The following is an 18,726-nucleotide window of genomic DNA, read 5'->3' as shown; positions in this document are numbered from 1 at the left end:
ACGAAGCGAACCCCGCAAAGGAGAGCACCAATGACCGCTATCACCGAATCCAAGATCCTCATCATGGCGACCGACGGCTTTGAAGAGGTCGAACTGACGACACCGCTGAAGAAGCTGCGCGAGGCGGGAGCGACCGTGCACGTCGCGACGCTGGATGGCGACAAGATCAAGGCCTGGGATCAGGATCACTGGTCCATCGACGTGCCGGGCGATCTGAAGATCGCCGACGTCAAGGTCGAAGACTATGATGCCATCGTCCTGCCGGGCGGCCAGATCAACCCCGACGTCCTGCGTGTCGAAAAGGATGCGATCGATGTCATCAAGGGTTTCGTCACCCACGGCAAGATCGTTGCCGCCATCTGCCACGCCCCGTGGCTGCTGATCGAGGCCGGCGTCGTCGAAGGACGCGAGATGACGTCCTACAAGTCGATCCGCACGGACCTCAAGAACGCCGGAGCCAATGTCGTCGACAAGGAGGTCGCGATTTCCAACGGCATCATCACTAGCCGGAACCCCGACGATCTGGAGGCTTTCGTCGCCAAGATCATCGAGGAAGTCCGCGAAGGCGATCACAAGCGCAACGCGGCGTAAGCCGCGTACAACCGTAAGTCGAATGGGGGCGTCCGCCGGGGCGCCCCCTTTTTGCGGAATGCCGCCGATGGCGGGGTCGCGGGGTTGATCGGGTCGGGTCGGCGCACTCTATTCGTCCCTCATGCACATCAGGCACATCATTCTGGGGGGAATGTTGGCAGGCGTGTGGGCCACCGCGGTGGCCGCCGAACTGCCCTATCGCCCCCATTCCCGAGAGGACGCCGCCGCGGCACGCGTGGTCGCCGAAGCCGAGCGCCTTACCTCATTTCGTCCCGTCGCGCGTCCTGCCCACATGATCCGGTATCCGGTTCACGTGATCGCAGGGGCGCCCAGCGTGCGCCCACAGGTCAGACCGAATTTCGTGCCGCGCACGCGTTGGGGCAAGGGACCGGTGGCAAAGGCGTGGGCGCGGGCCACGATGTCGGCGGTCGCGGCGCAGGGACTCGATTCGGTCGTGCCCCGCGATATCGAGGCATGGTGCCCGGCCTACGCCGAAAACAGCCCGACCCTGCGCCGGGCCTTCTGGGTCGGCATGATGTCGGCCCTGTCGAAACACGAAAGCACATACAACCCCAAGGCGGTGGGCGGCGGCGGGCTGTGGTACGGTCTGCTGCAGATATTGCCCGCCACCGCGCGCGGCTACGGCTGCCGGGCGACGACGGGGACGGCGTTGCAGAATCCGATCGACAACCTGTCCTGCGCGGCGCGGATCATGGCGCGCACGGTTAAGCGCGATCGGGCGGTTGCGCTGCACGACGGGCGTTGGCGCGGGGTGGCCGCGGACTGGGGCCCGATGAGCAACCGTGCCAAGATCGCCGAGATGTCGGAATGGACCCGCAAGCAGGACTACTGCGTCGTGCGCGAACGTCCGCGCCCGGTGCTGCGCCCCGCGACGGTCATGGCCGCCGCAGAGGCCGCGGCCTCTGCTAGGGTTTCAACAATGGGCGCCGGGTCATTCGAATGATGTTGACGGTGGGCGCGTCCACGCCGCCCAGCGCCAGCGTCGCCTTCTTGAGCAACTCGATTCCCTCTTCCGAGGATTTCGGCAGGGCAGAGGCCTGAATCGGCTCTCCGACCGTGATGCGATAGGGCTGGCGATCCTTGTTCAGCGTTTCGTGGAACAGGGTCACGTCGCGCAGGGTCGGGTGGATCATGTCGAAGAGGTAGAACAGCGCCGAGTTGCGCGCCTGCACGTTGATCGGGATGACCGGCAGGTCGAACTTGCGCGCCAGCATGGCGGCCGAGGCCATCCACGGCCGCTCGTGCAGCTTGAACCCGTGGCGTTTGGCCAGACGACCGGAGGGGAAGATGACACCCAGACGCCCGGCCTCCGTCGCCTCGCGGACGTAATCGAGGGTGTTGCGGGTCTTTTCTCGGGTCCGGCGGTCCATGCGCCATTCGACGGGGCAGATCATGTCGCCCATCTGCGGCATGACCCGCAGGATGTCCGAGTTGGCGAAGAAATAGATGTCGGGCCGGGTCTTCGCGATGATGTGATGCAGGATGATGCCGTCGGCGATGCCCGTCGGATGGTTGGCCACGACCAGCGCGGGACCGTGCAGCGGCAGGTTGGACAGACCCGAGACCTCGACATGCCGGGCCAGCATGTCGCCCATCGTCCGCATGATCTGGCTGGACGGAGCGTCGCGCATGCCGGTGGCGATATCCACGGTCTTGTCGTAGGCGAGGGCAAGATGCATCAGTCCGCGCAGATACTTCATGCCCGGCCAAGACCGATACATCCAGGGTGCGCGTTCGACGATCAGCGGATCAATACGGTCTTTCATGAACTCTTAATGCCCGGCAAGGGTAACGGTTCCATGTCATTTACGGAGTCTTAACCGCTGCGCCAAGGGAGTCACTGCAAAAGGCGTGTGACCATTTCCGTCGTATCCGGCGACAGGCCCTGCGTGTCCGCAATACGTCGTAATTCCCGCCGGATCAGGGCCTGACGGTCGGCGTCATACCGCCGAAGGCCGTCGAAGCCGGCGACCATCCGGGCCGTTGTCTGCGGGTTCAGGGGGTCGAGGCGGATCAGCCAGTCCGCCAGAAGCGCATAGCCCGCGCCGTCCGCCCGGTGGAATCCGGCGGGGTGGGCGGATAGCGCGCCCATCACGCTGCGAAAGCGGTTCGGGTTCTTCCACAGGAAATCCGAGTGTCGCGTCAGGCGGGCGGCGGTGTCGACGGCCTCTTCCGGTGCGGCCATCGTGATCTGGATGCCGAACCACTTGTTCAGGACCAGCCGGTCATCCTGCCACTGGTCGTGGAACCGCGCGGCGGCGTCCTCTCCCTTGCCGATGTGAAGCAGGGCGCCGAGGGCCGCCAGTTGTTGGGTCATGTTGTCGGCGCCATCGAACTGTGCCTGTGCTGCGGCGCCACCGTCCCGTTCGGACAGCAGCATCAGGATCGCATTACCCAGCGCGCGCTGACCGCCCTGCAGGGCATCGGGGGCGAAGGGGCTTTGAATCTGCATGTCCGCGTAGAGCCGGGGCAGGATGTCGGACAGCGCCTCTGCCGTGTGGCGCCGGACGTCCTGCCGCACGCGGTGAATCTGGAGGGGGTCCGGCGTCTCTCCCGCCGCGGCGAGCGCGATGGCGAGGTCGGTTTCCGACGGCAACTGCGCCACCAGCGCGCGGAAGGCGGGGTCGAGGCCGCTGTCGGTCAGCGTGGCGCGGAGCCCATCGAGGTAGCCGGCATCCGGTGCGCCGCCGTCCTGACGGATCAGATCCAGCAGCATGTCGCGGGCGAGGCTGCGGCCCGCGTCCCACCGATTGAACGGATCGGTGTCGTGGGCGAGAAGGAACGCCCGCTCGCCCGCGGGCGGCGTGCTGGCGACGATGACGGGGGCGGAAAAGCCGCGCAGGATCGACGGGATCGGGCGGGCCGCAAGGTTGTCGAAGGTGAAGGTCTGGCTGGCGCCTGTCAGTTCCAGCATCGTGGTCGGCAGCACCTCGGCCCCGGTGTCGTCCAGCAGGCCGAGGGCCACGGGAATGTGAAGGGGCAGCTTTTCAGGCTGGCCAGGCGTTGGCGGCGTTTCCTGCGCGATATGAAGGCTGTACGTGCCGTCCTTGAAGTCATCCCTCACCGTCAGCCGGGGCGTGCCGGCTTGTTCATACCAGCGCTTGAACTGTGTCAGGTCACGCCCCGTGGCATCTGTGAAGCAGGCCAGCCAATCCTCGATCGTGGCGGCCTGCCCGTCGTGGCGGTCGAAATAAAGATCGAGCGCGGCGCGGTAGCCATCGTCGCCGACAAGTCGTTTCAGCATGCCGACCAGTTCGGCGCCCTTTTCGTAGACCGTGACGGTGTAGAAATTGTTGATCTCGACGAAACTGTCGGGCCGGACGGGATGCGACAGGGGGCCTGCATCCTCCTGAAACTGGCGGTTGCGCATGACCAGCGCGTCCTCGATCCGCTTGACCGCGTGGCCGTGCAGATCGCCGGTGAAGGACTGGTCCCGGAAGACGGTCAGACCTTCCTTCAGGCACAGCTGGAACCAGTCGCGACAGGTGATCCGGTTGCCGGTCCAGTTGTGGAAGTACTCGTGGGCGATGATCGCCTCGACCCGCTGGAAATCGGCGTCGGTCGAGGTCGCCTGATTGGCCAGAACGGCGCTGGAGTTGAAAATGTTCAAGCCCTTGTTCTCCATCGCGCCCATATTGAAGTCGTCGACGGCGACGATGTTGAAGACGTCTAGGTCGTAGGCGCGGCCATAGGTCTGTTCGTCCCAGATCATCGCCCGTTTCAGGGCGCCCATCCCAAAGCCGCATTTGTCCAGATCGGGCGCGCGGACCCAGATGTTCAGGTCGACGGTGCGGTCGTCCATGGTGGTGAAGGTGTCGTGGTGCGCCACGAGGTCGCCGGCCACCAGGGCGAAGAGGTAGGACGGCTTTGGCCATGGGTCGTGCCATTCCGCCCAACCGTCGCCCGATGCCACGGGGTTGCCGTTCGACAGCAGGACCGGCAGGTCGCTTTCGATCCGGACGGTATAGACGCCCATGACGTCGGGCCGGTCGGGGTAGTAGGTGATCTTGCGAAACCCCTCCGCCTCGCACTGGGTGCAATACATGCCGTTCGACATGTAGAGCCCCTCGAGCACCGTGTTGTCGGCGGGCGCGATCTCGACCTCCGCCTCCCACACGAAGGGTGCATCGGGGACGTCGCAGGTCAGGCCGGTGGCGGTCAACTGCGGCGTGACGGGCGTGCCGTCGATGGATGCGGCGATCAGGCGCAGGTCTTCGCCGTGCAGAAAGAACGGCTGCCGGGGGCTGTCGGGGTTGGGCCGGAACGCGATCCGCGACAGGACACGGGTGGCCTGCGGTGCAAGGCGAAATGTCAGGTGCACACTTTCCACCAGCCAGCCGGGGGCCATATAGTCCGCGAGGTAGATGGTCTGCGGCGCTGCGTCTTTCATGGGTTCGCTCTTTCACGGTGAAACTCTGTGGCTTCTGCGACGTTATGAATTCGAACCCGCCGCGGCAAGCGGTGGCACTTTTGACAGGACGGAGTTGAACATGTCGGCACCCAAGACGGATCTGGACAAGCAGGAAAAGCGGCACCGGGGGTCATTGCGCGGCATGGCGGTGGTTGTCGGCTTTGCGCTGTTGCTGCTGGTCGTGCTGCTGTTCTTGACAAGTTCCAACGGAAACACGCCTGAAGGCGCCGATACCCAGATCGATGCCCGCACCGGCGCTGAAGTGCCCGCCGAAAACAACTGATCCATGCCGCGGATGCGCAAGAAGGCCGATCTGCCGGTCAAAACCTGCGCGACCTGCGGACGCCCCTTTACTTGGCGCAAATCCTGGGCCCGGGTCTGGAACGAGGTGCGCTATTGCTCTGACCGGTGCCGCGCCGCGCGCCGGTCGGGTCCTTCCGGCTGACTGCCGGATTGGTAAGTATTTCTGACCATCCCTTTACGTCATTCGCATGATGCTGTAGCCAGCCTGCAACGCAGCGCGAGGGAGATCGTCATGGTGGAACGCATCAACAGGGCCGGCCTTCAGGTTGCACCGGTCCTTGCAGAGTTTATCGAGACTGCGGCGCTGCCCGGGACGGGCATCACGGCCGAGGCTTTCTGGACCGGTTTCGCCGGGCTTGTCGACGAGATGGGGCCGCGGAACCGCGACCTGCTGGCCAAGCGCGAAGACCTGCAGGCCCGGATCGACGCCTGGCACCGCGACCACCGCGAGGAGGATTTCGACGCCGCTGCCTACCGCGCCTTTCTGGAAGAGATCGGCTACCTCGTGCCCGAGGGGCCGGATTTCACCGTCGGCACCCAGCATGTCGACCCCGAGATCGCCAGCATCCCCGGACCGCAGCTTGTCGTGCCGATCATGAACGCGCGCTTCGCCCTGAACGCTGCCAACGCGCGGTGGGGCAGCCTCTATGACGCGCTTTACGGCACCGACGCGCTGGGCGATCTGCCGCAGGGCAAGGGCTATGACGCGGACCGCGGTGCGCGGGCGATCGCTTGGGGGCGCGCGCATCTGGACAAGGTCGCGCCGCTGGCCCACGGGTCCTGGGCCGATATCGAGGCGCTGAGCGTCGAGGACGGGATGCTGACGCCGCAGCTGGCGGATCAGGGGCAGTTCGCGGGCTATACCGGCGCCGGCGATGCGCTGACGATCCTGTTGCGCGTCAATGGCTTGCTGATCGAGATTGAAGTAGATCCGAAAAGCCGGATCGGCGCGCAGGACCGCGCCGGCATCAGCGACATCCGGTTCGAATCCGCGATCTCCGCCATCATGGATTGCGAGGATTCCGTCGCCGCCGTCGACGCAGAGGACAAGGTGCTGGCCTATGCGAACTGGCTGGGCCTGATGCGCGGCGACCTGACCGAAGAGGTAACGAAGGGCGGCGAGACCTTTACCCGTGCCCTTCATGGCGACCGCGGATTCACGACGCCCGAAGGCGACGAGATGGACGTGAAGGGCCGGTCACTGATGCTGATCCGCAACGTGGGCCACCTGATGACCAATCCCGCCGTGCTGGACGCAGAAGGGCGCGAGGTGGGCGAGGGCCTGCTGGACGCGATGTGCACCGTGATGATCGCGATGCACGATCTGCAGAAGACAGACGGTATCCGCAATTCCGTCGCGGGGTCCGTCTATGTCGTGAAGCCGAAGATGCACGGGCCGGAGGAAGTGGCCTTCGCCGACGACATCTTCACCGCCGTCGAAAAGGCGCTTGGCCTGCCCGCGAACACCGTCAAGCTGGGGATCATGGACGAGGAGCGGCGGACCTCCGTCAACCTCAAGGCATGCATCCGGGCGGCAAAGGATCGGGTCGCCTTCATCAACACCGGCTTCCTCGACCGGACGGGGGACGAGATCCATACCGCCATCGAGGCAGGTCCGATGATTCCCAAGGGCGAGATGAAGAACGCGCCCTGGATCAAGGCCTACGAGGACCGCAACGTCGATATCGGGCTGGCCTGCGGGTTGCAGGGCAAGGCCCAGATCGGCAAGGGCATGTGGGCGATGCCGGACCTGATGGAGCGGATGCTGGCGGAGAAGTCCAACCACCCGCAGGCCGGTGCGAACTGCGCCTGGGTGCCGTCGCCGACCGCGGCGACGCTGCACGCCACGCACTATCATCAGATCGACGTGCTGGCCCGGCAGGACGAGATCAAGCAGGGCGGTGCGCGCGGCACGCTGGAGGATCTGCTGACGATCCCGGTGGCGCAGGGCCGGAACTGGTCCGAGGATCAGATTACGGCAGAGCTTGAGAACAACGCGCAGGGCATCCTCGGCTACGTGGTGCGCTGGGTCGATCAGGGGGTGGGGTGTTCCAAGGTGCCCGACATCCATGACATCCAGCTGATGGAGGATCGCGCGACCTGCCGCATCTCGTCACAGGCGCTGGCGAACTGGCTGCTGCACGGCGTGATGACAGAGGACCGGATGATGGAGGTCATGAAGAAGATGGCCGCCGTCGTGGACAATCAGAACAAGGGTGACGCGGCCTATACGCCGATGGCGCCGGGCTTCGACGGACCGGCGTTCAAGGCGGCCTGCGATCTGGTGTTCAAGGGGCGCGAACAGCCCTCGGGCTATACGGAACCGCTGCTGCATGCGTGGCGCGCCGAAGCGAAGGCTAACTGAAGGACCGACCGAATGACCGAGATCACCGCCGCACAGGCCAATAGCATCATAGAGACCGCGATGCGGACCGGCACCGACAAGGGGTTCAAGCCCCTGTCCGTCGTCGTGCTTGACGCGGGCGGCCATGTGAAGGCATTTGCGCGCGCCGACGGCGCCGCCCCCGGCCGCTTCGGCATCGCGCATGGCAAGGCCTATGGCGCCGTCATGCTGGGCATGCCCGGCAGCGCGCAGATGGCGCGGGCCGAGGCGCAGCCCTATTTCATGGCGGCGGTCAACGGCGTCTACGGCGGTCACGTCGTGCCGGTACCGGGCGGCGTGCTGGTCAAGGCGCATGGCGTCGTGATCGGTGCGGTCGGCGTGACCGGCGACACCTCGGACAACGATGTGGTGGCGGCGATGGCGGGTCTGTCGGCCGCAGGCCTCGACGGCGAGGCCTGATCTGCCGCTTTTTCGGGCAATGGCGCGGCGCGCCCGGCCTTCCTGACGCAAACTGTGGCAGGCCGGTCGCCCGTGCCTGTGCGCAGGGGCGCCTGTGCGGTGCGTCACCTAGGCAATCCGGCACAAATCGCTTATGAACAGCCTGTATTCGCCTGAAGGAGCTTCATGTGTCCCGTCCCGTCATCGGTATCATCGGCAACTCTCACCTGATCAATGACAGCTATCTGGTGCAGGCCGCGGGCGACATGAACATGCAGGCGGTCAAGGATGTCTGCGATGCCATTCCGGTCATCATCCCCGCCGATCCGGCGGTCGTGGATGTGGACGATCTGCTGTGTGCCTGCGACGGCTTCGTGTTTCCCGGCGGTCGGCCCAACGTCCACCCCGAGGAATACGGCGAAGCCGCGACCGAGGCGCATGGCGCCTTCGACCGGAACCGCGACAGCGTGGCGCTGCCGCTGATCCGCGCCTGCGTGGCGGCGGGCCTGCCGATCCTTGGCATCTGCCGCGGCTTTCAGGAGATGAACGTGGCCTTCGGCGGTTCGCTCTATCCCGAAATCCGCGACTTGCCGGGGCGCGACAACCACCGCATGCCCCCCGACGGCACGATCGAAGAGAAGTTCGCGATGCGCCACCGGATCACCTTTACCGAGGGCGGCGTGTTTCACCGCCTGATGGGATCGCGCGAGGTGATGACCAATTCGCTGCACGGGCAGGGGATCAAGGTCGCGGGAGAGCGCATTGTCATCGACGGCACCGCCCCCGACAGCACGCCGGAGGCGATCTACGTCAAGGACGCGCCCGGCTTCGCGCTGGGCGTCCAGTGGCACCCGGAATACAAGGCCGGCATGGACAAGGTCTCTCGCCCGCTTTTCGCCGCCTTCGGGCGGGCCGCGGCGGACTGGGCGCAGGGCAAGCGCACGCCCGCGCGCAAGATCGCCTGAGGGCGCGCGGGCGGGCTGCCCTAGAAGATGGTCAGCCGCCCGATCCTGTCGCCCGCCAGATCGAAGGTCAGGTCCAGATGCGCCGGGCTACCCTTGAAATCGCCGGTGATGCGCGTGCTGATGACGGTGCGGTCGCCTTGCGTGGTGGCTGACAGAAGCTCCTGCGTGTAGGGCACGGCGGCCACGCCCTCGCGCCAGGCGATGATGGCGTCGCGCCCGCGCTGGGTGCGGCCTTCGTCCGTGGCTTCTCCGTCAGCGGCAAAGGCGTCGGCCACGGCCTCTGGCGTCGCGGCGGTCAGGTAACGGACGATGGGCAGGGGAACGGTGTCGGTCATAATGTCTCTCCGGTGGGTTGCGTCATGGCCTGCATCTGTGCCCCGCTTGTGTCCTCTGCAAGAACCGACACAATGGTGAGTAACGAACGAAAAGGTGCGTGCATGACCGATGTGAAGGATCAGGACCGGCGGTCCTATACCATCGCCACGGCCACGGATGGCGTGGTGGCAGCATTGCGGATGATCGACGGTCGCTGGAAACTGTCGATCCTGTTCCACCTGTTCGGCGGTCACGTCCTGCGGTTTTCCGAACTGGAACGGGCGATCCCGGAGGTGTCGCAAAAGATGCTGACCCAGCAGCTTCGCCAGCTCGAGGCGGACGGGCTCGTGCGCCGCACCATCCACCCGGAGGTGCCGCCGCGCGTGGAATATGCGCTGACCGATTGGGGTCAGGCGCTGTGCCCCGCTCTCGATGCGCTGCTGGCCTGGCAGGCGGACCGCCCCGCGCCCTGACCCCTTGCAAGCCCCGCCGCCCCGCCGCAGTCTGCGGCAAAGCGACAGGAGGCCCCGCATGAAACGATCCCGCATCAACGACATCATGGCCGAGGCGGACGAGATGATCCGCAGCCATGGCTTCACCCTGCCGCCATGGGCCTATTGGTCGCCCGATGAATTCAGGGCCCGCAAGGCAGAGGCGGCGGAGGTCGTCCGCGCGCGCAACGGCTGGGACATCACCGATTACGGCGCGGGGCGATATGACGAGATGGGCCTCTTCCTCTTCACCCTGCGCAACGGGCGGCTGGCGGACCTGCAGCGCGGCGGCGGCATGTGCTATGCGGAAAAGCTGCTGATCTCCAAGCAGGACCAGCTGTCGCCGATGCACACCCATGTCATCAAGGCCGAGGACATCATCAACCGGGGCGGGGCGTCGCTGGTGGTGGAGCTTTACGGCTCGGACACTGACGGCCATTTCGACGCAACGAAAGGCGGCACCGTCATGTGCGACGGCCTGCGCCGCGACTTCGCACCGGGCGAGAAGCTGAAGCTGTCGCCGGGCGAAAGCGTCACCCTGATGCCGGGCGACTGGCACGCCTTCTGGGGCGAGGGCGGCGACGTGCTGATCGGAGAAGTGAGCACCGTGAACGACGACGAGACCGACAACATCTTTCGCGAGCCGATCGGGCGGTTCAGCCGGATCGAGGAGGATGTGGCCCCGACGCACCTGCTGGTCAGCGACTACCGCGACTGGTTGGGCGCCTGACAGGCCCCGCCGGCGCGCTGGCAGGCGCACCGGCGGGGGCGACGCCGGCCCGTCTGCGAGCAGCGGGACGGGGCGCCGTGCGGCGGAGATCAGACCCGCAGCAGTTCCGCCTCGTGCCGCTTGAGGCAGCGGCGGGCGGTGTCTCCGTAGTGGTTCAGATCCGACCGCAGATCCGGGAAGATCGCGAACAGCTCCTCCCTTGCGGCGTCCTGGATCGCGGTCAGGCCGAGCGACCCGGGATGGAAGCTTTCGGTCGCCGCCCCCTCGGCGTAGACGACTTCGTGCGCGTCGAACATCATGTGGATGTAGGTGACGGCGTCGGCTGTGTCCTGTGTGACCGCGTGGCCGTCGATCAGGTGCTTGGCGGCGATCAGCACCTCGCGTTCGCCGAACAGCAGTTCGGCCCGGTAGCCCTGGAACAGCATGCGGTGCTGGGGCGAGACCAGCAGATCACGCTCCAGCCCCGTGACGACGCCGGGGCGGATGCGGACCGAGGCGAAGGTGCCAGTGGCAGCGACGGTCCTGCTCTTGATCCAGCGGATCGGCTGCAGGCCATGATCGCGGGTCATCACCAGATCGCCGACGCGCAGGGTCGCGATGTCGCGGGCGCCCTGCGGCGTGGCGATCCGGGTGCCGGGGGTGAAGCAGATGATGTTGTCCGCATCCTCGATGTTGCGAAAGGTGACGCGGCTGCCGTCGGTCAGCATGACGGTGCCGGAGGAGGGGTCGCCGGGCGTGTCCTCTGTCCGGCTGCTGAGCACCGCGTTCCGGATATGCAGGGTGTCGTAACCGTCGCCGCCGTCGATGGTGATGTCGCGGGGGCCGCCGTCGGGGTCCGCGGTCAGCGTGAAGGTGTCGTCGCCGCTGCCGCCGTCGACGCTGTCGCCGCGGCCGAAGGTGATCGTGTCGTTGCCGGCCCCGGCGAGGATCACGTCGTCACCGGCGCCACCGTCGATCAGGTCGTCGCCATCGCCGCCATCCAGCGTGTCGTCGCCGGTGCCGCCGAACAGGGTGTCATTGCCGGCGCCGCCCCGGAGGCGATCGTTGCCCGCGCCGGCACGGATCGTGTCGTCGCCGGCACCGGCGTCGATCAGATCGTCGTCGGCGCCGGTGCCGGGCCGGACGGTATCGCCCGCGTCGACCCGGTCGCCATCGGTGTCGTCGCCGTAGTCCGCATCGATCGTGTCGTTGCCGTCGGTGCCAAGGACAGTGCCGTCCGACATCGGGACGCCAAGCGCGTTGAGGTAGAACGGGCTGGCCGCCACGGCGGGCGAAATGCCGGTGAGCACCACGCTTTCACCGTGGGGGAAGGTCAGCAGTGCGTTGCCTGCGCCGTCGTCGGTGACGGTCACGTCGTGGACGTTGACCGGGTTGCCCTCTGCGTCGGTCAGTTCCGTCACGTCCAGCAGGTCGCGGCTGTCGAATGTGCCGTCGCCCCGTGCCACCGGCCCCTCGAAGGCCGAAACGATGTCATTGCCGCTGCCGTCCTGCAGGACTACCGTATCGACGGCGCCGTCCGCCGCGCCAAGGTCGATGACGTCGTTGCCGGCGCCGGCATCGATCCGGTCCGCCCCGGCGCCGCTGTAGACCGTATCGGCGCCGGCGCTGCCGGTGATGGTGTCATCGCCGCTGCCGGTGACGACGCGTTCGAACTGGTCGAAGATTGCCGTATCCGTGCCGTCGGTCAGTGTGCCCGCACCGGGGCCGGTCAGGGTGACGGTCAGATCGTCGGTCAGTGCGCCGGCGTCCAGCGTGTCGCCCGCGGTCTCTTCGCCTGTCCCGCCGGTGATGGTGTCGTTGCCGAAGCCGCCGAACAAGCGGAACACGTCGTCGCCGACGCCAAGGTCGACGCTGTCGTCGCCTTCGCCCCCCAGCACCGTATCGTCGCCGGCGCCAAGGAAGAATTGCTCGAGGTCGTGAAAGCTTACGACCGTATCGGCGGCGTCGGTCAGCGTGCCGCTGCCGGGTTTGGTCAGGTCGAGGGTGGTATCGGCGCTCATCCCGCTGGCGTCGAGGGTGTCGCCGTCGGTTTCGCCGGTGGTGCCGCCATAGATCGTGTCGTGGCCGTCGTGATCGACGACGACGAAGGTGTCGTCGCCGTCGCCGCCGGTGAGGACGTCATTGCCGCGACCGCCGGTCAGCGTGTCGTTCCCAAGGCCGCCGGTCAGGGTATCGTCGCCATTGCCGCCGTCCAGCAGGTCGTTGCCGCTGCCGCCGAAGACACTGTCGTTGCCCGCACCCGCCCTGACGACGTCGTCGCCGTCGCCGGCCTCGATGATGTCCTCGTCGCCTCTGGCGCCCGGCAGAAAGGCATCGTTGCCATCGACCATGTCGCCGTCGCGGTCAGCGTAGCCCGCGCCGATGATGTCATCGCCGCTGGTTCCGCTGACGATGCCATCGGACCGGGGAATGCCGAGGGCGTTGAGATAGCCCTTGTCGGCGGCGGTGTCGGGACTGATCCCGACCAGCGTGACCGAGACATCGCCCGGAAAGGTCAGCACCGCGTTGCCGGCACCGTCGTCGCTGACGGTCACGTCGTTGACGTTGACCGGGTCGCCCAGCGCGTCGCGCAGGTCCGTGACATCCAGCCGGTCGCCGGGAATGTAGGTGCCGTAGCCGTTGGGGACGGGGGCCTCGAAGCCGGTGACACGGTCGTGTCCGCCGCCCGTGGTCAGCACGACCGTGTCGGTCGCCGCGTCGCCGGCGCCTGCGTCGATGAGGTCGTCACCGGCGCCGCCCGTCAACCGGTCGGCCCCGTCCCCGCCATAGAGCGTGTCATTGCCGGCGTCGCCGTACAGGGCGTCGTTCCCGCCTTCGCCGCGCAGCACGTCGTTCCCGGCGCCGCCATAGACCGTGTCGCGTCCCTCGCCGGCAAAGACCGTGTCGTCGCCGTTGCCCGCCGCGATCACGTCGTCGTTGCCGGACGATCCGGGCAGGATCGCGTCGTTGCCGTCGATCCGGTCGCCGTCCGCGTCCTGATAGCCATTGCCGATGGTGTCGGCGCCCGCGGTGCCGGTCACGGTGCCGTCGGACAGGGGGATGCCCATCGCGTGAAGGAAGAACGGGTTCTGCGCCGCGCTGGCAGAGACACCGCTCAGAAGCATGCTCTCGCCGCCCGGGAAACCCAGGATCGCATTGCCCGCGCCGTCGTCGGTGACCGTGACGTCGCGCACGTTCACCGGGCGGCCGTTCGTCGTCATCCCGCTGACGTCCAGACGATCGTGGCCGGTAAAGGCGTTGCCGCCGTCGGAGGTGGGCCCCTCGAAGCCGGTCACGATGTCGGCGCCGAAGCCGTTGGTCAGGATCAGCGTGTCGACGGCGTTGTCGGCGGCACCGACGTCGATGGTATCGTTGCCGGCCCCGCCGGTGATGGTGTCGGCCCCCGCGCCGCTGAAGATCGTCTGATCGCCCGCGCCCGCCACGATGGTGTCGCCGCCGGACCCGGTGATGACCCGCTCGATCTGGGTAAAGGTCGCGGTGTTGCCGCCGCTGGTCAGGGTGCCCGCCTCGGCGCCGGTGAAGGTGACCGTGGTGCCGGTGGTCAGGGCAGAGGCGTCGAGCGTGTCGCCGGACGTCTCGGCCGTCTCGCCGCCGGTGATCGTGTCGGTGCCGAAGCCCGCCTGCAGGCTGAAGGTGTCGTCGCCGCCGTCGCCCGACAGGCTGTCGTTGCCGGTGCCGCCGTCCAGCGTGTCGTTGCCGTCGCCGCCGAAGAGCGTATCGTTCCCGGCATCGCCGAAGAGCGTGTCGTTCCCGGCGTCGCCCCGCAAGGTGTCGTTGCCGTTGCCGCCGTAAAGCCGGTCGTCGCCGGTGCCGCCGAAGACGCGGTCGTTGCCTTCGCCGGCATAGACCGTATCGTTGCCGCCGCCCGCCTCGATCAGGTCATCGTTGCCGGAACTGCCGGGCAGGACGTTGTCGTTGCCGTCGATCCGGTCGCCGTCGGCGTCCGTATAGCCCGGCCCGATCGTATCGGCGTCAGCGGTGCCGCTGACCGTGCCGTCGGGCAGGGGAAAGCCCATGGCGTTCAGCAGCATCTCGTTCCCGGCCACGGACGGGGGCAGGCCCTGCAGGACAAGCTGCTCTCCACGGGGGAAGGTGAGGACGGCGTTGCCGAAACCGTCGTCGCTGACCACGATGTCACGGGTGTTGACCGGGTTGCCCTTCAGGTCGGTCAGCCCCGTGGCGTCGATCTTGTCGCGGGAAAAGAAGGTGCCGTCGGCGTAGGCGACCGGCGCGTCCCCGTTGATGACGGTATCGCGACCGAAACCGTTGCGCAGCACCAGCACGTCTGCCGCGCCGTCGTTGCCAAGATCGATGACATCGTTGCCGGCGCCGGCATCGACGCGGTCCGCCCCGGCGCCCGCGACGATGGTGTCGTTGCCGCCGCTGCCGATGATGCTGTCGTTGCCCGCGCCCGCATCGACATTGACGCCACCGGTCGCGGCAGAGCCGTTGATCGTATCCGCGTTGGCGGTGGTGACCACGCGCTCGATCTGCGAGAAGCTCGCGGTCGCCGCACTACCGGTGAAGGTCACGGTGCCCGCCTCGGCACCGGTGAAAGTGACGGTCACGCCCGTGGCGGGTGTGCTGCCGCTCAGCCGCAGGGTATCGATGTCGGTATTGCCCGCATCCTCGCCGCCGACCACGGTATTCTGGCCGTCCGTATCGCTGACATGGAAGGTATCGCTGCCGGCACCGCCGTAAAGCGTGTCGGTTCCCGCACCGCCGTAGAGGGTATCGTTACCGGCGTCGCCGTAGAGTATGTCGTTACCGGCGTCGCCGTAGAGCGTGTCGTTCCCGTCCTCGCCGGACAGGGCATCGTTGCCCGCCCCTCCGTAAAGCGTGTCGTGCCCCTGTCCGCCATAGATCATGTCGGCGCCGTCGTCGCCGTGCAACTGGTCGTCGCCTTCCTCGCCGAAGATGCGGTCGGCCCCGGTGCCGCCGTAGGCCTGATCGGCGCCGCCGCCGGTATAGAGGACGTCGTCGCCTGCGCCGCCGTAGAAGAAATCGGCACTTGAGCCGTTGTCCGCGCCGGGCACGTCATCGATCACGTCGTTGCCGTCGCCGCCGTAGATGCTGTCGGTGCCGTCGCGCCCGATCAGATAGTCTTCTCCGGCACCGCCGTAGATGACGTCATCGCCCGCGCCGCCGTCGATGGTGTCGTTGCCGCCCGTGGGCACGACCGTGGTGAAGCGGATGTCGCTGACATGGACCGCATGGGCCATGCCAAGCGGGTTGTCGTAGATGATCTCGATCCGGGCGACGGGTCCGGGGATGGTGACGTAGACCGAACCCTCCTGCTCGGACGGCTCGTCCCAGCGGTCGCCACCCGTGATCGTGTTGCCGCTGCGGCTTTCGTCGCCGTTGATCTGGAAGTTCACGGGGACAAGGTTGCCCTGCGCGTCATAAGCGTTGACCGTCACGATGTCCCGGAACCGATCCGGAGCGGAATCGATATCCGTGATCATGAAGCCGACGTTGGAAACGCTGTCGGACACGCCGCTGGCGGGGTCGGCGGCAAACTCGATCATCGTCGTCATGGACGGTCCGCCGCCGCCCAGCAACTGGACGGAGGACGTGGCGTTGTGACCGCTGCTGCCGGTGTAGATCGTCGTGTCGCTCGTGTTGGCAGAGGTCATGCTGCCGTCGTCGCGGAACGAGACGCTGACATGGATGTTGCCGGTGTCCTGCACGAATCCGTTGCGCAGGTCCGTGCCGGTGGCGGCCTGACCGGACCAGCTCATCGTTTCGGTCGTCACGGCGGCGGGGGCCGCGTCGTCGCCATAGATCAGGTCATTGCCGTCGCCGCCGAGGATGCTGTCCGCGCCGCCTTCGCCACGGATCGTGTCGGCGCCGGCGCCGCCGTCGATGGTGTCGGCGCTGTCGCCGCCGAAGATCGTGTCGGTGCCGGCGCCCGCGCTGATGCTGTCGGCGCCCGCGCCGCCAAAGATGGCATCGTTGCCGCTGCCGGCGGTGATCGTGTCGGTGCCGGTGCCGCCGTAGCCGGTGTTGTTGCCCTCGCCCAATGCGATGGTGTCGTTTCCGGCGCCCCCGGCGACACGGTCGTCGCCGGCGCCGGCATCGATGATGTCGTTGCCGATGCCGCCGTCGACGCTGTCGCTGCCATCGCCGGCGATGATGCTGTCGTTGCCGCCGCCGCCGTTGATCAGGTCGTCGCCCGTGCCGCCGTCGATGACGTCGTTGCCGGCGCCGCCGTAGACGGTGTCGTTGCCGTCGCCGGAATAGACCCGGTCATTGCCGCGGCCGGCGCTGATGGTGTCGTTGCCGGTGCCGGTTCCGCCGGTGCCCGTACCGCCGTAGATGTAATCGCTGCCGCTTGTCCCCGTCAGCCCCGCGTCGTTTCCCGACGTGCCGTAGTAGATCCCCACGTCGGGGGCGGACTGCACCGCCAGCATGTTAAGGTTGGCGGGGAAGGGGGTGTCGGGGACGAAGTAGACCGCACCGTTGGAGGCGAGGTAGTAGGTTCCGGTGATGGTCCCGGTCTGGACGGTGCCGGAGGGGCTGGCCCTGTAGGCCATTTGCCCGGTGCCGAGGATCTGGCTTGCGGTGAAGGCTGCGACGCCGGTGCCCGCCGTGTCATCGCCGTTCAGGCGATTGCCGGTTCCCAGATCGACGAGATAGCCATTCGGCATTGCAGCACCTTTTCTTCGGCGCTGTCCGAATATGACGCCCCGCTTGGTGTTCACGCATAGGCAACGGTCGCGGCGGCAATGGGCCGACTGTTTGTCGTAACCACGATGTTCAAGGTCATTTTGCGACGATCGCCCCGCATCGTGGCAAAATCTGGGGCGTGGGGGGCCGATTGCCTTGGAAAGGCCACGGTTCGCCTGTCCTCGATCAGGGTCAGGCCCGCGCGATGACCTCTGTCATGACGTCGCGGAACCGGAAATAGCCGGCCGTGGCATGGGGCCAGGCAAGGGCATCGATCGGCCTGACCTGAACGGACAGGGCGATGCCCCGCGCGTTCAAGACGTCGCGCAGATCCCCAAGCGCGTCCCGGGCGGGGCCGACAGGCGCATGGTGCATCATCACGCGATCCAGCCGGTTATCCGCAGCCCAGCGGACGATTCCCGCACCGTCCGGGCAGGCAGTGACCGGGCCGATCCGGTCCGCAAGCCGCGCGGTGCAATCGGCGGTGCAGTGGGTGGTGAAATCCGCGACCCCTTCGGCGACGGCCAGATGGCTGCGGCCGGCGGTGGCCTGCAGCGTTGCGGTGGCGACCGGGTGCAGGCCGCGGTCAAGCAGATCGTCGGGGCACAGATCATCCTCCGTCAGCAGCAGGCCGACGCGGCCCTGCGTGTCGAACCGGTCCGAGACGGGCAGGGGGCGGGGCTGCGGCGGCGGCGGGCCGTCCAGTGAGTGTGCGTGCTGCGCCAATCCTTCCGGATGAAAGCGGCCTTCGGTGCAGGCGGCGATGGCATCGGGGGTGGCCAGATAGGTCTTGCCGCGGCTGTGCAACCCGCCGACCCAGCGCCACGACAGGGTGTTCGAGGCCGGATCGCCGTCCAGCAGGTGGCGCAGGAAGAAGTCCGCCCCCAGCGTCCACGGCAGGCCCAGCGTGAAGATCCAGATCGAGGCGAAGGACATCCGGGCGTGATTGTGCAGATAGCCCGTGCGCGCCAGTTCCTGCGCCCAGTGATCGAAGCAGGCGATCCCCGTTTGGCCGGTGCAGGCGGCCTCCCACCGCTGGCGCAACCCGCCTTGCGTCTGCACCTCGTTCCAGGCGGCCTCGCGATCCGCCCTGTAGGCGGTCCAGACGGCGGGGCGCTGTTCCAGCCAACCCTTGAAGTAAAGCCGCCAGCCGACCTCTGACAGGAACTTGGCCGCCGTGTCGGGGCCATGGCGGTCGCGGATGGCGGCGATGACCTCCGCCTCGGTGATCAGCCGGTGACGCAGCCAGGGTGACAGGCGGCTGACATTCGGATGCCCGGGCAGATCGAGGTTGCGCCGCCGTGCGTATGCGCCGGCGGCCTGCGGTGCGAAGTCCTTCAGCCGCGTCAGCGCCGCGGCGCGCGTGGGGGGCCAGTCGGTCATGCGGCGGACCTAAGGCGGGCGGCGGGCCATTCAAGCCGCGCCGACCGAATGCGGTTCGCTGCGCG

The 18,726-nt window shown here is 67.2% G+C and carries 14 protein-coding genes; 9 read left to right on the top strand and 5 right to left on the bottom strand.

Annotation, left to right across the window (positions count from 1 at the left end; genetic code table 11):
* Positions 1 to 30: 30 nt before the first annotated feature.
* Together BUA54_RS12540 and BUA54_RS12535 are read left to right on the top strand one after the other, a co-directional pair.
* Complete coding sequence (locus BUA54_RS12540) at positions 31 to 591, top strand: type 1 glutamine amidotransferase domain-containing protein (protein WP_072857577.1); 561 nt, start codon at positions 31 to 33, stop codon at positions 589 to 591.
* 163 nt (positions 592 to 754) lie between these two features.
* Positions 755 to 1,555 carry a transglycosylase SLT domain-containing protein gene (locus BUA54_RS12535; RefSeq protein WP_245810654.1) on the top strand — a complete coding sequence of 267 codons (801 nt, stop codon included), beginning with the start codon at positions 755 to 757 and terminating at the stop codon, positions 1,553 to 1,555.
* Here the strand turns inward: BUA54_RS12535 and BUA54_RS12530 are convergent.
* Together BUA54_RS12530 and pepN are read right to left on the bottom strand one after the other, a co-directional pair.
* Positions 1,518 to 2,378, bottom strand: coding sequence for a 1-acyl-sn-glycerol-3-phosphate acyltransferase (locus tag BUA54_RS12530; protein WP_072857575.1), 861 nt, complete (start codon positions 2,376 to 2,378; stop codon positions 1,518 to 1,520). The two genes, BUA54_RS12535 and BUA54_RS12530, sit on opposite strands and share 38 nt — an antisense overlap.
* A gap of 71 nt (positions 2,379 to 2,449) precedes the next feature.
* Entirely contained in the window at positions 2,450 to 5,002 is a 2,553-nt protein-coding gene (gene pepN / locus BUA54_RS12525) for an aminopeptidase N (RefSeq protein ID WP_072857574.1), read from the bottom strand.
* 100 nt (positions 5,003 to 5,102) lie between these two features.
* On the opposite strand from pepN, the gene BUA54_RS12520 reads away from it, so the two are divergent.
* From BUA54_RS12520 to BUA54_RS12500, 5 genes are all read left to right on the top strand, one after another.
* Complete coding sequence (locus BUA54_RS12520; protein ID WP_072857573.1) at positions 5,103 to 5,306, top strand: hypothetical protein; 204 nt, start codon at positions 5,103 to 5,105, stop codon at positions 5,304 to 5,306.
* 3 nt (positions 5,307 to 5,309) lie between these two features.
* Complete coding sequence (locus BUA54_RS12515; protein ID WP_072857572.1) at positions 5,310 to 5,468, top strand: DUF2256 domain-containing protein; 159 nt, start codon at positions 5,310 to 5,312, stop codon at positions 5,466 to 5,468.
* A gap of 90 nt (positions 5,469 to 5,558) precedes the next feature.
* On the top strand, positions 5,559 to 7,691 hold the full coding sequence (locus BUA54_RS12510) for a malate synthase G (protein WP_072857571.1): 2,133 nt from the start codon (positions 5,559 to 5,561) through the stop codon (positions 7,689 to 7,691).
* Positions 7,692 to 7,703: 12 nt separating this feature from the next.
* Positions 7,704 to 8,129, top strand: coding sequence for a GlcG/HbpS family heme-binding protein (locus BUA54_RS12505; protein WP_072857570.1), 426 nt, complete (start codon positions 7,704 to 7,706; stop codon positions 8,127 to 8,129).
* Between the two features lie 167 nt (positions 8,130 to 8,296).
* Complete coding sequence (locus BUA54_RS12500) at positions 8,297 to 9,073, top strand: gamma-glutamyl-gamma-aminobutyrate hydrolase family protein (protein ID WP_072857569.1); 777 nt, start codon at positions 8,297 to 8,299, stop codon at positions 9,071 to 9,073.
* Positions 9,074 to 9,093: 20 nt separating this feature from the next.
* Here the strand turns inward: BUA54_RS12500 and BUA54_RS12495 are convergent, their stop codons facing one another.
* Positions 9,094 to 9,408, bottom strand: a complete 315-nt coding sequence (locus BUA54_RS12495) for a nuclear transport factor 2 family protein (RefSeq protein ID WP_072857568.1) — start codon at positions 9,406 to 9,408, stop codon at positions 9,094 to 9,096.
* A 102-nt stretch (positions 9,409 to 9,510) separates the two neighbouring features.
* On the opposite strand from BUA54_RS12495, the gene BUA54_RS12490 reads away from it, so the two are divergent.
* Together BUA54_RS12490 and BUA54_RS12485 are read left to right on the top strand one after the other, a co-directional pair.
* Positions 9,511 to 9,861 (top strand): winged helix-turn-helix transcriptional regulator, encoded by a 351-nt coding sequence (locus tag BUA54_RS12490; protein ID WP_072857567.1) that lies wholly within the window; start codon positions 9,511 to 9,513, stop codon positions 9,859 to 9,861.
* Positions 9,862 to 9,919: 58 nt separating this feature from the next.
* Positions 9,920 to 10,609, top strand: a complete 690-nt coding sequence (locus BUA54_RS12485; RefSeq protein ID WP_072857566.1) for a D-lyxose/D-mannose family sugar isomerase — start codon at positions 9,920 to 9,922, stop codon at positions 10,607 to 10,609.
* Positions 10,610 to 10,698: 89 nt separating this feature from the next.
* Here BUA54_RS12485 and BUA54_RS20575 read toward each other — a convergent pair whose 3' ends face one another.
* The gene (locus tag BUA54_RS20575) at positions 10,699 to 17,259 is read right to left on the bottom strand and encodes a Hint domain-containing protein (protein ID WP_084114378.1); all 6,561 of its coding nucleotides are present in this window, start codon (positions 17,257 to 17,259) and stop codon (positions 10,699 to 10,701) included.
* A gap of 211 nt (positions 17,260 to 17,470) precedes the next feature.
* Complete coding sequence (locus BUA54_RS12410; protein WP_072857565.1) at positions 17,471 to 18,661, bottom strand: FAD-binding domain-containing protein; 1,191 nt, start codon at positions 18,659 to 18,661, stop codon at positions 17,471 to 17,473.
* Between the last annotated feature and the right edge of the window lie 65 nt (positions 18,662 to 18,726).

Source organism: Loktanella atrilutea, assembly GCF_900128995.1.
Taxonomy (GTDB): Bacteria; Pseudomonadota; Alphaproteobacteria; order Rhodobacterales; family Rhodobacteraceae; genus Loktanella; species Loktanella atrilutea.
Note: the sequence above shows the minus strand (reverse complement) of the source record. Positions and strands in the feature narration are given on the sequence as shown.